The sequence below is a fragment of the Sphingomonas endophytica genome (assembly GCF_001476895.1).
GTDB classification, from domain to species: domain Bacteria; phylum Pseudomonadota; class Alphaproteobacteria; order Sphingomonadales; family Sphingomonadaceae; genus Sphingomonas; species Sphingomonas endophytica_A.
Genome location: NZ_LDTB01000040.1, coordinates 1 through 13164, shown reverse-complemented (window position 1 = coordinate 13164; position 13164 = coordinate 1). Strand labels below are relative to the sequence as shown.

Sequence of the window (13164 nt, the reverse complement as noted above, 5' to 3'; positions counted from 1 at the left end):
GCCGCCGCTCCGGGCGGCGTCGTCGCTGGCCGGGCCCGGTGTCGGCGGGCGTGTGTGCTTCCAACCATCCGCCGCCAGCAAGCGCCTTCCGATACGGCATGGCGTATCCCCTCGGGCGCGCGAATCACGCGAAGGGGGACAATCTCCGGAGAAAGCCGCGCGGATGATCCGGCCGCGGCGCGCGACGGCGCACTGTTCCACCCGGCCATGCGATAAAAATGCTGGGAGACGCGTCCCGCGGAGACGCCATCGCGTCATCAGGCGGCAGGAGCGAGGTCGGCTAAGGAGCGGCTCCGTACGGTGCTTTTCCCCGCACGGAGCCGCCTGCTGGCATTACCAGGGCTTGACGACGATCCCGGTGACCAGTGCGACGACGAACGCGAGCATGGCTTTCTCCATTTTTTTCTCACACCCCCGAAGGGTGACTTGTTCTTAATGGCTCGTTAAGCAAATCTCAACGTCGTTAACCATTTATTCACTTACGATGCCGAGGACTTAAGTCATTCTTCAAGAGTGACCCGTAAACCGAAAGGAACATGGAAAACTCGCCACGCCTTGCCGCTTCGCCGCGCCTGTCCCGCGGCGCGACGCCACGTCCGCTGGATGGTGCGGAGCGGGTGCGGGTCTGCGTGCTGGTGCAGGTGCACAATTACAACGCCTTGCGCAGGCATGTCGGCATGCAGAACGTGCGGCGGCTGATGACGGCGCTGGGCGAGCGGCTCGCCACCGCCATCCCGCGCGCGCGTGTCGAATCGCTCGGGCGCGACGTACTGGAGGTCGAGTTCGTCAGCGACCTGCCCGATGCGCTCGCTTGTGGTCTGGCGGCCAGCCGGCAGAGTTGCGGCGCGCGAATCGAGATCGACGGCGATGAGCATGAGCTCGATCTGGTGCTGGGCGGGGCGGTGGCCCCGTCGCAGAACGATCCGACGCAGCTGATCGAGGAAGCGGAGGCCGCGCTTTGCGAGGCACGGACCGGGCGCGTATCGTTCGGCGTCGAACCCGGCGTTGTCGGGCTGGCGGATGCGATGCTGGCGGATGAGGTGGACGGCGCGCTCGACCGTGACGAGATGGTGCTGCACTATCAGCCGAAGGTGCACGTCCGGCGTCAGGCGATCGACTGCGTCGAGGCGCTGGTCCGCTGGCAGCATCCCGAACGCGGGCTGGTGGCTCCCGGGGACTTCCTGCCGGCGATCGAGCGGGCGCAGCGGATGGAGCGGCTGACGCTCTGGACCGTCACCCGCGCCATCGCGGATCAGCGGCGACTGCGCGCGCTGGGGCATGACCTGCGCATCTTCATCAATATCTCCGGGCACCTGCTCGCCGATCCGGCCTTTGCGGAGCGCGTCTGTGCGTGCATCGTCGCCGCGCCGGATGCGCGGATCGGGTTCGAGGTGACGGAAACATCGGTGATCCGCGATCCGGAAAGCGCGATCGCGCATTTGCAGCAGTTCGACCGGATCGGCGTGCATGTGTCGATCGACGATTACGGCGCCGGCCTGTCGAGCCTCGCCTACCTGAAGCAATTGCCGGCGCGCGAGCTGAAGATCGACAAGCTGTTCATCACCCAGCTCACCAGTTCCAACCGTGATCCGCTGATCGTCCGCTCCACCATCGATCTGGCCCACGCGCTGGACATGGAGGTAGTGGCGGAGGGCGTAGAAACCCATGCCGCGCTCGCGTTGCTGTCGGTGATGGGGTGCGACATGGTGCAGGGCTATCTGATCAGCCGCCCGATCGGGCTGGAGGCGCTGGCGGCGTTTCTGTCCGAGGACCGTCATCGCGCGGCGACCCAGGACACGCGCGCGTCCTTCACCCGGCTCGCCGCGGCCTGGAAACGCGCATGATCCGCGCGGCGCGGATCGCGCTCGGCGCCGTCCTCGCCCTGTGGCTCGTCGCGGCACCAGCCTCCGCCGCGCCGTCATCCATCACCTCGATCTCGGCCGAGGTGGCGACGATCGAGCGCGGGATGGCCAGCGACCCGGAGCAGGCGGTCGCCCTGGCGCGGGCGGCGCGCGCGCGGCTGGCCGGGCCGGCGGCGGCCGGCGTGCAGGCGGCGGCCTTGTCATGGCTGGAGGGTGAGGGGTTGATCCGGATCGGCGCGCCGCGTGACGGCCTCGTCGCGCTGGAGCGGGCCGAACTGCTGGCGCGGCGTAGCGGCGCGCCGCCGCATCTGATTGCCGACATCCTGCTGTCGCGCGGCAGCGGGCTGACCGACGCGGGACGCATCACCGACGCGCTCACCACCCTGCAACGCGCGCACGACATGTTCCTGTCGCTGAACGATCCGCGCAGCCGCGCCCGCGCGTTGACGCTGATCGCGTTGCTGTACGTCAGCGGGCATGATTACGAGACCGCGCTGCGCTATTTCGATCAGGCGGGTGAGGTGTATCCGAATGACGCCGGGCTGGCGGTGTCGGTCGACAACGGACGCGGCAATGCGCTGCTGGCGCTGGGCAAGTATCAGGCGGCCGAGGCGCAGTTCCGCGCGGCCCTGTCCGCCGCCCGGGCGCTGCGCAGCGCGCCCGTCGAGGCGCAGACGCTCGGCAACCTGACGATGGCGCAGTTGCGCGCCGGCGATGCGGCGGGGGCAGGGCCGAACATCGCCCGCGCGCTGACGTTGGCCGAGCGTCCGGATTCGATTGCGATCCGCCCGCAGTTGCTGGTGCTGGCGGCGCAGCTGGCGTTGCTGCGGGGTGATCGCGACGCGGCGCTGCGGCTGGTGCGAGAGCGGTTCGCGGGTGTCGATCCCTCGGCCACGATGTCGGCCGATCGCGACGCGCATGACATCGCCTATCGTACCTATCTGGCGACCGGCGCGCCGGAACAGGCGGTGCCGCATCTGCTGGCGCTACGGCGGCTGGACGAACAGGCGACCGAACTGGCGCGCTCGACCAGCGCCGCGCTGGCTACCGCCCGTTTCGACTATGCCAGCCAGGAACTGCGCATCGCCCGGCTGAAGGCCACCGCCCTGCAACGCCGCGTCGCGTTCGAGCGGGCCACCGCGGAGACGCAGCGGCTGATCTTCTACGGCGTGGTCGGCACTACGCTGGCGGTCATCACGCTGCTGGCGGTGGGGCTGGCGCTGATCGGGCGCAGCCGCAACCGCGAACGGGCCGCCAATCGCGAACTGGCGGCGAGCAATGCGCAGCTGGAGAAGCTGTCGCGGGCCAAGACCGAGTTCCTGGCGACGACCAGCCACGAAATCCGCACCCCGCTGAACGGCATTCTGGGCATGACGCAGGTGATGCTGGCGGACGGCGGGCTGGATCGGGTGACGCGCGATCGGCTTGGCGTGGTGCATGGCGCGGGGCTGACGATGCGCGCGCTGGTCGACGACATCCTGGACATGGCGAAGATCGAAACCGGGCGGATGACGATCGAGACCGCACCGCTCGACCTGCATGAGACGGTCGGGGAGGCGGCGCGGTTGTGGCGCGATCCGGCGCAGGCCAAGGGGCTGCGCTTCGAGATGGATCTGGGTGACACGCCGCGCTGGATCATCGGCGATGCGGCACGCTTGCGGCAGATCGTCTTCAACCTGCTGTCGAACGCGGTGAAGTTTACGGACAGCGGTTCGGTGACGCTCGGTCTGTCTCGGCAGGACGGACGGTTGCGGATCGACGTCGGTGACAGCGGGGTGGGGATCGACGCCGACGCGCAGCGGATCATCTTCGAATCCTTCCGCCAGGCGGATTCGGGCACCACGCGTCGCTTCGGCGGGACCGGCTTGGGCCTGTCGATCTGCCGCAGTCTGGCGCAGGCGATGGGCGGCGACGTGACGGTCGACAGCACGATCGGCGTCGGATCGCGCTTCACGCTCGACCTGCCGTGCGTCGCGGCAGCGCCGTCGCGCTTCGAGACGACGACCGGCGGGCTGCTGATCGTCGAGCGCAACCCGATCGCGCGCGCCATGTACCGCGCGTTGTTCGCAGACCGGCCGACGCTGATGTTCAGCGATGCCGAGACGGTGGTCGCTGACGTGCAGCGGGCGCGTCCGGAACGGATCCTGATCGACGCCGCGACGCTCGACATCGCCTCGCCGTCGATCGTCGACGTGGTCGCCGCAGCACACGGCGCGCCGGTCGCGATGCTCACGCCAGCGCTCGACGACCCCGTCCGGCGCGACCTGTATGCTCGCGGAGTCACAAAGGTTATAGAAAAGCCTGTTTCCAAACGGGGGTTGGTGGACGCAATAGGCGCCTTGCCGAACGCGACCATCCAGGACGCAGCTTAGGCGTTGTAGATTGGCGGTGGGGCGGCATGTCGCCGCCACGCCGCGGGAAGAGGGGCCGGACATGGCAGCGATGACGGTGCTGTTCATCGAGGATGACAGGATGAACCGTCGCGTCGTGCGCGACATGCTGGACGTCGCGGGCGCCGACATGGTGGAGGCGGAAAGCGCGGAGATCGGCCTCGACCTGATCGACGCGCACGATTTCGACATCGCGCTGGTCGATCTGCGGATGCCCGGCATGGACGGCATGACCGCGATCGGGCACATCCGTGCCCGCACCGATGCCAAGGCGAGGATGCCGATCATCGTCGTCACCGCCGACACCGCCGTCGACCTGCGTCAGCGTTGCCTGGAGGGGGGCGCGGACGAGGTGATCTTCAAGCCCGTGGCGATGGACGAGTTGTTCGACGCGATGGGCCGGCTGCTGGCTGACGACGACGGCGAGCTGATCTGACCCGGTCGTTCAGGTGCGGGGCGGGACCCGCAGCGCCTCGGCCAGCGACGACGTGCCGCTGCCACGCCGCGCCGGCTTTGGCTGATCGGGGGAGGGCGACCAGCCGGTCAGGAAGATGAGGTCGAACCGCTCCGCCGTCCGCCCGTCGGGCGCGGCGCGTTCCCCAAAGGCGGCGGCGGCGCGCGCCAGCACGTCGCGGCGCAGCGCGTGGCGCGAGGTCAGAACATTGCCCGCCGCCATGCCGCGCAGATCCTCCAGCAGCCGCCCAAAGCCGGAATAGCGCACCGTCAGCGTCTCGATATCGGCGACCGGCAGCGCGAAGCCGGCGCGCATCAACAGATCGCCCGCCGATCGGACGTCGATCTGCGGGTGCAGCCGCGCGACCGGTCGCTCGCCCTCCGCCGAGCGCAGCACCGCGCGCAGCGTCGACAGGCTGCCGGCCCCGACGAAGGCGCCCAGGAACAGCCCGTCGGGACGCAGCGTGCGCCGGATCAGCGTCAGCGCGCCGGGCAGGTCGTTGACGCTGTCGAGCGTTCCCGCCGCGACCACCAGATCGAAGGACGCATCGGCGAAGGGCAGGTGATCCTCCTCCCCCTGTACGCCGCCCGCCGCCTTCGCAAAGCCGAAACCGGCATCCAGCCGCGCGACGCGCGCACCCGGCGGCGGGGCGAAGGCGCCCCCGAAACAGCCGATGTCGAGCACGTCGGTGAAGTCGCGCTTCACCGCGTCCAGCCGGTCGGCGATCCCGTCCAGCATCGCGGCGCGCAGAAAGTCGTGTTCGGCATAGCGGGCAACCGCGCGATCACGGCGGAGGCGACGCGCGGGGCGATCGAAGATGTCGGGCGGCTGCATGGGCGTACGCCGCTTGTGCCCGTTCGCGCGCCGCGCCACAAGGTCGGGCGTGCTGTCCCGCCTGATCGATCTCGTCCTGCCGCCCCGCTGCCCGGGCTGCGGAGAGACGGTGGCGGCGCAGGGGCGGTTTTGCGCGCGGTGCTGGGTCAGCCTGCGCTTCCTGGGGCCACCATGGTGTGCGGCCTGTAACGTCCCTTTCGACGATCACCGCGATCCGGGCAGCTGCTGCGCGGCCTGCCTGGCCGATCCGCCGCGTCACGCCGGGGTGCGCGCCGCGGTCGCTTACGGTCCGGTCGCACGAACGGTGGCGCTGCGGCTGAAATATGCCGGGCGCACGGCATATGCCGATGTCGCCGCGTCGTTGATGCGCCGGCACCTGCCCGAGGGGGCGTCGCTACTGGTCCCGGTGCCGCTGCACCGCCGCCGCTTGTGGTGGCGCGGGTACAATCAGGCGGCATTGATCGCGGGCGGCCTTTCGCGGCTGTCGGGCTTGCCCGTCGAAACCCGCGCGCTGGAGCGTCACCGCGCCACGCCGCCGCTGCGGAACCGCAACCCGCGTGAGCGGCGCGCGGCGGTGTCGGGCGCGTTCCGCGTCCCGCCGGGCGCCAGCGACCGGCTGCGCGACCGCGCGCTGGTGCTGGTCGATGACGTCCACACCAGCGGCGCGACGGCGGATGCCTGCGTGCGCGTGCTGCTCGCCGCCGGGGCGGCATCGGTCACGATCCTGGCCTGGGCGCGTGTGATCGAGGGCGAGGCGCATTGACACCGGCCATCCCCGACCGCACCTAGGCGGGATGGCACGGGTCGAAATCTACACCAAGGCATTCTGTCCTTATTGCGCGCGCGCGATGAACCTGCTGGCGTCGAAGGACGTCACGCCGGAGGAAACGGATATCGGCATGAACAGCGGCAAGCGCGGCGAGATGATCGAGCGCGCCGGGGGACGAACCACCGTGCCGCAGATCTTCATCGACGGCGCGCACATCGGCGGATCGGACGACCTGGCCGCGCTGGAACGGGCGGGCAAGCTCGACGCGCTGCTCGGGCGATGACGGTGGCATGATCGTCTTCGATCTGCGCTGCGCGACGGACGGTCATGTGTTCGAGGCGTGGTTCGCCTCGTCGGCGGCGTTCGACGATCAGCGCGAACGGCAATTGCTCGCCTGCCCGATGTGCGGCGGCGCGGCTGTCGAGAAAGCGGTGATGGCGCCGAACGTCTCGCCGAAGGCCAATCGCGCGCCCGCTCCGGACCGGGCCCGCGCGCTGCTCGCGGAACTCGCGCGCGCACAGGCCGAAGCGCTGGCGGGGTCGCGCTGGGTCGGCGGCGATTTCGCTAGCGAGGCGCGCGCGATGCACGTCGGCGACAAGCCCGATGTGGCGATCCACGGCCAGGCCAGCCTCGCCGAAGCGAAGCAATTGCTTGAGGAAGGCGTGCCGATCGCGCCGCTTCCGCTGCCCGTGGTACCACCCGCAAAGGTCAATTAGGGGCGGTCGCTGCGCGCGGGTCGGTCAGGGGCCGCGCCGCTATGATGAGCGCGCGGTGATGGCGGCGCGGCCTACACCAGTGCCTTGCCGGCCGCGAAGGTGACCAGCGCGCCGAACGTTTCCAGCATCTCGCCATCGACCTCGTCATCGTCGATCATGATTCCCAGCCGGTCCTCCAGCTCGGTCAGCACGCCCGCGACCGCCATCGAATCCAGCTCGGGCAGCGCGCCGAACAGGGCGGTGTCGGCGGTAAAGGTCGCGGCGCGCTCCGGCGACAGCGCCAGCACATCGACCAGCACCGCACGCACGGTGGCCTCGATCTCGCTCGTGCCTTCGGGAATCACGCGTCCTCCACCCATCATGCCGCACCTGCGAAGCGGCTGAGCGAGTGGCGTTAGGCGCAAGGGGTGGATTCCGCAACGCCTGACCCTAAGAGGGACGGCATGGTGTCCCTCGATGCTACGCCCCGCCCGATCGACCACGTCCTGCGCGGGCAGGCGGACGCGCCCGCGCTGGTCGATCGTGACGGTGCGGTCGATTATGCCGGTACCGAGGACGCGGTCGCGCGGCTGGCGGGGTGGCTGGCCGGCTTCGGCTTCGCTGCCGGATCGCGGGTCGCGACATGGTTGCCCAAGATTCGCCTGGCATGCTGGATGCCGTTGGCGGCGGCGCGCGCCGGTCTGGTGCACGTCCCGATCAACCCCGTGCTGCGCCGCGCACAGGTCGCGCATATCCTGTCCGACAGTGGCGCGTCGCTGCTGCTGACGCAGGAGGCGCGGGCGACGACGCTGGAGCCGGGTGACGTGCCCGCCGGCTGCCGTGTCGAAACCGCGGCGGGGGCGGGCGACCCGTTGCCGCGCTCGACGGCGAACCCGGACGCGTTGGCGGCGATCCTCTACACGTCCGGATCGACCGGACGGCCGAAGGGTGTGATGCTGAGTCACGCGAACCTGTGGCTGGGGGCGATCGGAGTCGCGCACTATCTGGCGATCGCGCCGGACGACCGGATACTGGCGGTTCTGCCGCTGGGCTTCGACTATGGCCAGAACCAGCTGTTCTCGACCTGGGCGGCCGGAGCGTGCGTCGCCCCGCTCGATTACCTGACCCCACGCGATGTCGTGAAGGCGGTCACGCGGTTCGGGGCGACGACGCTGGCGGGCGTGCCGCCGCTCTGGACGCAGTTGCTGGAGAGCGACTGGCCGGAGGACACGGCGGCGCGTTTGCGGCGTCTGACCAATTCCGGCGGCGCGCTGACCCCGGCGATGGTGCGCGCGCTGCGGGCGCGCTTCCCGCAGGCCCGCGTGTTCGCGATGTACGGCCTGACCGAGGCGTTCCGGTCGACCTATCTCGACCCGGCGCTGATCGACGCGCATCCTGAATCGATCGGGCGCGCGGTGCCCTTCGCCGAAGTGCTGGTGGTGCGCCGGGACGGCGGCGCGGCGGCGGCGGGAGAGGCGGGCGAGTTGGTCCACGCCGGCCCGCTGGTGGCACAAGGATATTGGCGGGACGAGGAGCGCACCGCCGTGCGTTTCCGCCCGGCGCCCGCGCATTCGCGCTACGGCGGCGTCGCGGTGTGGTCGGGGGACACGGTCGTCGCCGATGCGGACGGGCTGCTCCGCTTCGTCGGGCGCGACGACGAGATGATCAAGAGCGCCGGGCACCGCATCAGCCCGCAGGAAATCGAGGACGCCGCCACCGCCGGACCCGAGACGGCAGAGGCGGTGGCGGTGGGCGTCGCCGACGCCCGGCTGGGGCAGGCGATCGTGCTGGTCGCGCGCGGCGACGGCGCGACGGAGGCGGCGTTGGTTGCCCGGCTGAAGCGCGACCTGCCCGCCTATATGCAACCCTCGCGGATCGAGTGGCGCGCCGATCTGCCGCGCAACGCCAACGGCAAGCTCGACCGCGCGGCCATTGCGAGGGAGCAGCGCGCATGAAGCCGATGGGTCCGATCCCGCCCGCCTTCGCCGCGCAAACGGGGCCGCTCACGATCGGCGGTCAGGCGGCGGGGGCGCTGGTCGCAGCGCACGGATCGCCGCTGTTCGTCTACGATACCGCGCTGATCGCCGCGCAGGTCGAACGGTTTCGCGCCGTGATGCCCGCCGCGATCGACCTGCATTATGCGATCAAGGCCAATCCCCTGCCCGCGCTGCTGGAGCGGGTCGGGCCGCTGGTCGACGGGCTCGACGTCGCCTCGGCCGGGGAACTGGCGCGCGCGGGGGCGGTGAAGCCGGGCGCGGCGATCAGCTTCGCCGGGCCCGGCAAACGCGACGCCGAACTGGCGGCGGCGATCGAGACGGGTGCGACGATCAACCTGGAATCAGCCGGAGAGGCGCGCCGCGCGCTGGCGGCGGGCGAGCGGCTGGGCATTGTCCCTCGCCTCGCGGTGCGCGTGAACCCCGACCTCGAACTGCGCGGATCGGGGATGAAGATGGGCGGCCGCGCCTCGCCGTTCGGGGTGGATGCCGAGGCGGCAGCGGCGGTGGTGCGGGCGGTGATCGCGGGCGGCGCGGACTGGCGCGGCTTCCATATCTTCGCCGGATCGCAGGCACTTGACGCGGGCGCGCTCATCGAGACGCAAGCGGCGACGCTGGCGCTCGCGGCGCGGCTGGCGGAGGAGGCCGGCGCGCCGCCGCCGCTGGTCAACCTCGGCGGCGGGTTCGGCGTGCCCTATTTCGCGGGTGACGTGGCGCTGGACGTCGCGGCGGTCGGCGCCGCGCTGGGCCAGGCGCTGGCGGCTCGCGCCGATGTGCTCACCGGCAGCCGGTTCGCGATCGAACTCGGACGCTGGCTGGTCGCCGAAGCGGGCGTCTATCTGACGCGGGTCGTCGATGTGAAGACCAGCCGTGGCGAGACGTTCGTGGTCGTCGATGGCGGGCTCCACCATCAACTCGCCGCCAGCGGCAATTTCGGCACGGTCGTCCGCCGCAACTATCCGATCGCGGCGGCGACACGGATGGGCGCGACGGCGACGGGCGAGGCGTCGGTGGTCGGCTGCCTCTGCACCCCGCTCGACCGGCTCGGCGACAAGGTGGCGCTGCCGCCGGTCGTGGAGGGCGATCTGATCGCGATCTTCCTTGCCGGCGCATATGGCGCCAGCGCCAGCCCCACGGCATTTCTGGGGCATCCGGCACCCGCTGAGATCGTCGTCTAACGGAACAGCGTCGCCAGCGCCCCGATGATCGTCGCGCCGCCGATCGGGGCGACGATCAGCAGCAGGACGTTGACGCCGATGATCGCGGCCAGCGTCCTTTCCTGACGCGCGGTCAGGCGCGGGCGGCGCGGGGGCGGTTGCCATGGCGGGGGCGGCGGCTGGTCGCGGAAATCGACGAACATGCACGTCCTTTCGGTCAAGCGGCGCTATGATAGTGCAAGACGCCGGCATCGGTATCCTCTTGCGCGATTGTTAAAATAAGCGACGGAAGAACAACAGGAAACATGATAGGCCGACCTGCGGTCGATCCGGTGACACGCCGGACGGCGGCAGGGAGAGCGATCATGCGAAGGCTTCTGATCGGCGTGGCGACGATGCTGGCGGTGTTGGGCGGCGGCTCCGCGCGCGCCGCGATCTTCACCTATGTCGTCACCGGCACCGTCGTCGGCGATAGCAGCGAGGGCGGGGCGGCCTTCGGTGACATCGTGCTCGGCCGCGATTTCTCGGCGCGCTTCGAGGTCGACGATGCGCTGCCCTCGGCGTTATATGCGGCCAGCGCGAGCGGGTCGTCGGCGCAGGGTGGCGGGTTGATCCAGGACGGCACGCGCCCGCCGGTGCGCGCGGTGCTCACGATCAACGGCATGGACTATGCGATCCGCACCGGCGACAAGGATGTTCCGCCCTATTGTGATCCGGTGATCGGCTGTATCGGGCCAAGCGCGCGGATCGACGATGCCGGTACGATCGTGAAGGACGCAGGCGCGCGCCGTCTCGATCTCTCGGCGGGCTACGAGGACTTCGACAGCTGCTGCGCCGACTATAACAGCTATTACAGCATCGCCACCGACGACCTGCGCTTCACGCTGAATGGTGCGGCCTTCGCCGTCGCGGATTATCGTCAGACCGGAACGTTCGCGCTGTCGGGCACCGGCAGCTTCGTTACCGTCTATCGAGCGGGCGATCGATCGGGGGGCGTGAGCGATTCCACGCGGCTGTCGTTCGCGCCGACCGCCCTGACCGTCAGCGGCGGAGTGCCGGAGCCGGCGACCTGGGCGATGACGATCCTCGGCTTCGGCATCGTCGGCGCGGCATTGCGGCGGCGGCGGGTGGTCGTCGCCGCCTGACCTCAGGCCGCCCGTGGCATGCGGTCGGGATGCGGCGCGCGGATATGACCGTCGATCGCCTCGACGATCGGCATCACCAGTTCGGGGGGCAGGGTATGGCCCATTCCGTCGATCTCCAGCAGCCGCGCGCCCGGGATCGCGCGCGCGGTGTCGCGCCCGCCGGCGACGGGCACCAGCGGATCGTCGCTGCCGTGGATCACCAGCGTCGGCGCCGTGATCTGCCGCAGCCGCGCCGTCCGATCGCCATCGGCGATGATCGCCGCCATCTGCCGAAGGAAGCCGGTGGGGCAGCGGTTGCGCAGCGTCTCGGCACGAATGCGCTCGGCCATGATCGCATCCTCGATCGGGAAGCGACCGCCGACCGCGCGCCCCGCCATCGTGCCATGCGCGACGATCGCCTCGATGTCGTCGCTTTTGGGATGGCGCAGCAGCAGCGCGGTGGCGCGCATCGTCGGGCGCGAGCAGGTCGGGTTGCCGGTGGTCGACATGATCGAGGTGAGCGTATGCACCCGGTCGGGCCAGCGCGCGGCGATCAGCTGCGCGATCATCCCGCCCATCGACGCGCCCACGACATGCGCGCGATCGATATCCAGCGCGTCGAGCAGCCCGATCGCGTCCTGCGCCATGTCGGTCAGCGTATAGGGCACCGCCGGCACGCGGCCGAACTGCATCTGCATCGCGGTCCAGACGATATGCGGCGCGCCGAGGTGGTCGAACTTGGTCGACAGGCCGACGTCGCGGTTGTCGAAGCGGATCACGCGATAACCGCGCGCGGCCAGCGCATCGACCATGTCCTGCGGCCAGCGCACCAGTTGGGCGCCCAGTCCCATCACCATCAGGATCGCTGGCCCGTCGCGCGGCCCCTGTTCTTCGTATTCGATGTCGATCCCGTTCGCCCGTACTTGCATCGTTACCTGCTCCGTCGCGCCTCCTCGACGCCGCCATGACATTTTCGAGTGGCGCTATCCTGCATGTCGTAACATTAATGCAACATTTCGAGTTCTGGTTCCCGTTCGTTTCGTCTCATGTTAGCGCAGGTGTCCCATGACAGAACGCCTCCATCTCGCCGAGTTCCTGCCCTATCTGATGTCGGTCACATCGAACCGCGTCAGCGAGCGGATATCGAGCACCTACGAAGCGCTGTTCGGGTTGACGATCCCGGAGTGGCGATTGGTGACGCTGATCGCGGAACACGCGCCGGTGACGCAGGCGCAGCTGTGCGAGCGCAGCCGGATGGACAAGGTGACGGTCAGCCGCGCGGCGATCGCGCTGTCCGAACGCGGGCTGCTGACGCGCACCCCCAACGTCACCGACCGGCGGTCGCATCATCTGCGCTTGAGTGCGTCGGGCGAAGCGCTGTACGCGCAGGTCGCGCCGCAGGCGATCGCGCAGGAACGCCGGATCTTCGGGCGCTTCTCCGCCGAGGATCTCGCGCATTTTACGGACATGCTGCGGCGGATCGACGCTGCGGCCGAGGAGGAAGACTGAATGGCGCAGATGCCGTTGATCGCGGGCGTGGAACTGGGCGGCACGAAGTGCATCGCGGTGCTGTCCAGCGGACCCGACACGATCCTGGAGGAAGTGCGCGTCCCTACCACCCGGCCCGAGGAAACGCTGCCCGCGCTGGAGGCGGCGATGGACAAGTGGCGCGGCTTCGCGGCGATCGGCATTGCCAGCTTCGGCCCCGTATCGATCGATCCGCAGTCGCCCGATTACGGCAAGATCACCTCCACGCCGAAGCCGCACTGGGCGGGCACCGATATCGCACGGCGGCTCGCGGCGCGCTACGACGTGCCGGTCGGCTTCCATAGCGACGTGGTCGGCGCGGCGATGGCGGAGGCGCGGTGGGGCGCGGGGCAGGGGC

Annotated in this window: 15 protein-coding genes; 11 read left to right on the top strand and 4 right to left on the bottom strand. The window is 70.0% G+C overall.

Translation table 11 applies throughout. From position 1 onward, the window contains the following. The first annotated feature begins 536 nt into the window (after positions 1-536). The 3 genes from NS334_RS10555 to NS334_RS10545 all read left to right on the top strand — a co-directional run bounded on the left by NS334_RS10555 (position 537) and on the right by NS334_RS10545 (position 4688). Positions 537-1844 carry an EAL domain-containing protein gene (locus tag NS334_RS10555; RefSeq protein WP_241491905.1) on the top strand — a complete coding sequence of 436 codons (1308 nt, stop codon included), beginning with the start codon at positions 537-539 and terminating at the stop codon, positions 1842-1844. Continuing rightward, positions 1841-4234, top strand: a complete 2394-nt coding sequence (locus tag NS334_RS10550) for an ATP-binding protein (protein WP_058755927.1) — start codon at positions 1841-1843, stop codon at positions 4232-4234. The genes NS334_RS10555 and NS334_RS10550 overlap by 4 nt, the downstream gene beginning before the upstream one ends. 70 nt (positions 4235-4304) lie before the next feature. Next, positions 4305-4688: a response regulator gene (locus NS334_RS10545; RefSeq protein ID WP_058755943.1), complete on the top strand. Its 384-nt coding sequence runs from the start codon at positions 4305-4307 to the stop codon at positions 4686-4688. A 9-nt stretch (positions 4689-4697) separates the two neighbouring features. Here the strand turns inward: NS334_RS10545 and NS334_RS10540 are convergent, their stop codons facing one another. Continuing rightward, on the bottom strand, positions 4698-5540 hold the full coding sequence (locus NS334_RS10540) for a class I SAM-dependent methyltransferase (RefSeq protein ID WP_058755926.1): 843 nt from the start codon (positions 5538-5540) through the stop codon (positions 4698-4700). On the opposite strand from NS334_RS10540, the gene NS334_RS10535 reads away from it, so the two are divergent. Genes NS334_RS10535 through NS334_RS10525 form a run of 3 tightly spaced genes read left to right on the top strand, consistent with a single transcriptional unit; the run spans position 5539 to position 7025 of the window. Beyond that, positions 5539-6303, top strand: a complete 765-nt coding sequence (locus NS334_RS10535; RefSeq protein ID WP_058755925.1) for a ComF family protein — start codon at positions 5539-5541, stop codon at positions 6301-6303. The genes NS334_RS10540 and NS334_RS10535 overlap by 2 nt on opposite strands. 31 nt (positions 6304-6334) lie before the next feature. Further along, the gene (grxC, locus tag NS334_RS10530; protein WP_058755924.1) at positions 6335-6592 is read left to right on the top strand and encodes a glutaredoxin 3; all 258 of its coding nucleotides are present in this window, start codon (positions 6335-6337) and stop codon (positions 6590-6592) included. Positions 6593-6599: 7 nt separating this feature from the next. Beyond that, positions 6600-7025, top strand: a complete 426-nt coding sequence (locus NS334_RS10525; protein ID WP_058755923.1) for a DUF1178 family protein — start codon at positions 6600-6602, stop codon at positions 7023-7025. Positions 7026-7096: 71 nt separating this feature from the next. Here NS334_RS10525 and NS334_RS10520 read toward each other — a convergent pair whose 3' ends face one another. Then, entirely contained in the window at positions 7097-7384 is a 288-nt protein-coding gene (locus NS334_RS10520) for an acyl carrier protein (protein ID WP_193753061.1), read from the bottom strand. An 84-nt stretch (positions 7385-7468) separates the two neighbouring features. On the opposite strand from NS334_RS10520, the gene NS334_RS10515 reads away from it, so the two are divergent. Together NS334_RS10515 and NS334_RS10510 are read left to right on the top strand one after the other, a co-directional pair. Continuing rightward, positions 7469-8959, top strand: a complete 1491-nt coding sequence (locus NS334_RS10515; protein WP_193753060.1) for an AMP-binding protein — start codon at positions 7469-7471, stop codon at positions 8957-8959. Further along, complete coding sequence (locus tag NS334_RS10510) at positions 8956-10176, top strand: pyridoxal-dependent decarboxylase, exosortase A system-associated (RefSeq protein WP_058755921.1); 1221 nt, start codon at positions 8956-8958, stop codon at positions 10174-10176. Before NS334_RS10515 ends, NS334_RS10510 begins: the two co-directional genes overlap by 4 nt. On the opposite strand, the gene NS334_RS10505 is transcribed toward NS334_RS10510, so the two are convergent. Beyond that, positions 10173-10358, bottom strand: coding sequence for a hypothetical protein (locus NS334_RS10505; protein ID WP_058755920.1), 186 nt, complete (start codon positions 10356-10358; stop codon positions 10173-10175). The genes NS334_RS10510 and NS334_RS10505 overlap by 4 nt on opposite strands. Before the next feature lie 162 nt (positions 10359-10520). On the opposite strand from NS334_RS10505, the gene NS334_RS19110 reads away from it, so the two are divergent. Further along, the gene (locus NS334_RS19110) at positions 10521-11300 is read left to right on the top strand and encodes a PEPxxWA-CTERM sorting domain-containing protein (protein ID WP_058755919.1); all 780 of its coding nucleotides are present in this window, start codon (positions 10521-10523) and stop codon (positions 11298-11300) included. Between the two features lie 2 nt (positions 11301-11302). On the opposite strand, the gene NS334_RS10495 is transcribed toward NS334_RS19110, so the two are convergent. Beyond that, entirely contained in the window at positions 11303-12208 is a 906-nt protein-coding gene (locus tag NS334_RS10495) for an alpha/beta fold hydrolase (protein ID WP_058755918.1), read from the bottom strand. Between the two features lie 136 nt (positions 12209-12344). Between NS334_RS10495 and NS334_RS10490 the strand changes: the two genes are divergently transcribed. Together NS334_RS10490 and NS334_RS10485 are read left to right on the top strand one after the other, a co-directional pair. Next, a complete protein-coding gene (locus NS334_RS10490; RefSeq protein WP_058755917.1) occupies positions 12345-12788 on the top strand; it encodes a MarR family winged helix-turn-helix transcriptional regulator in 444 nt (147 codons plus the stop codon). Beyond that, on the top strand, positions 12789-13164 hold a 376-nt coding region (locus tag NS334_RS10485; RefSeq protein WP_153002699.1), incomplete at its 3' end, for an ROK family protein.

Bases quoted from the DNA above. Each gene is read 5' to 3' on its own strand.
- NS334_RS10555 (WP_241491905.1), top strand. From the start codon at position 537: ATGGAAAACTCGCCACGCCTTGCCGCTTCGCCGCGCCTGTCCCGCGGC.
- NS334_RS10550 (WP_058755927.1), top strand. From the start codon at position 1,841: ATGATCCGCGCGGCGCGGATCGCGCTCGGCGCCGTCCTCGCCCTGTGG.
- NS334_RS10545 (WP_058755943.1), top strand. From the start codon at position 4,305: ATGACGGTGCTGTTCATCGAGGATGACAGGATGAACCGTCGCGTCGTG.
- NS334_RS10535 (WP_058755925.1), top strand. From the start codon at position 5,539: ATGGGCGTACGCCGCTTGTGCCCGTTCGCGCGCCGCGCCACAAGGTCG.
- NS334_RS10540 (WP_058755926.1), bottom strand. From the start codon at position 5,540: ATGCAGCCGCCCGACATCTTCGATCGCCCCGCGCGTCGCCTCCGCCGT.
- grxC (WP_058755924.1), top strand. From the start codon at position 6,335: ATGGCACGGGTCGAAATCTACACCAAGGCATTCTGTCCTTATTGCGCG.
- NS334_RS10525 (WP_058755923.1), top strand. From the start codon at position 6,600: ATGATCGTCTTCGATCTGCGCTGCGCGACGGACGGTCATGTGTTCGAG.
- NS334_RS10520 (WP_193753061.1), bottom strand. From the start codon at position 7,384: ATGGGTGGAGGACGCGTGATTCCCGAAGGCACGAGCGAGATCGAGGCC.
- NS334_RS10515 (WP_193753060.1), top strand. From the start codon at position 7,469: ATGGTGTCCCTCGATGCTACGCCCCGCCCGATCGACCACGTCCTGCGC.
- NS334_RS10510 (WP_058755921.1), top strand. From the start codon at position 8,956: ATGAAGCCGATGGGTCCGATCCCGCCCGCCTTCGCCGCGCAAACGGGG.
- NS334_RS10505 (WP_058755920.1), bottom strand. From the start codon at position 10,358: ATGTTCGTCGATTTCCGCGACCAGCCGCCGCCCCCGCCATGGCAACCG.
- NS334_RS19110 (WP_058755919.1), top strand. From the start codon at position 10,521: ATGCGAAGGCTTCTGATCGGCGTGGCGACGATGCTGGCGGTGTTGGGC.
- NS334_RS10495 (WP_058755918.1), bottom strand. From the start codon at position 12,208: ATGCAAGTACGGGCGAACGGGATCGACATCGAATACGAAGAACAGGGG.
- NS334_RS10490 (WP_058755917.1), top strand. From the start codon at position 12,345: ATGACAGAACGCCTCCATCTCGCCGAGTTCCTGCCCTATCTGATGTCG.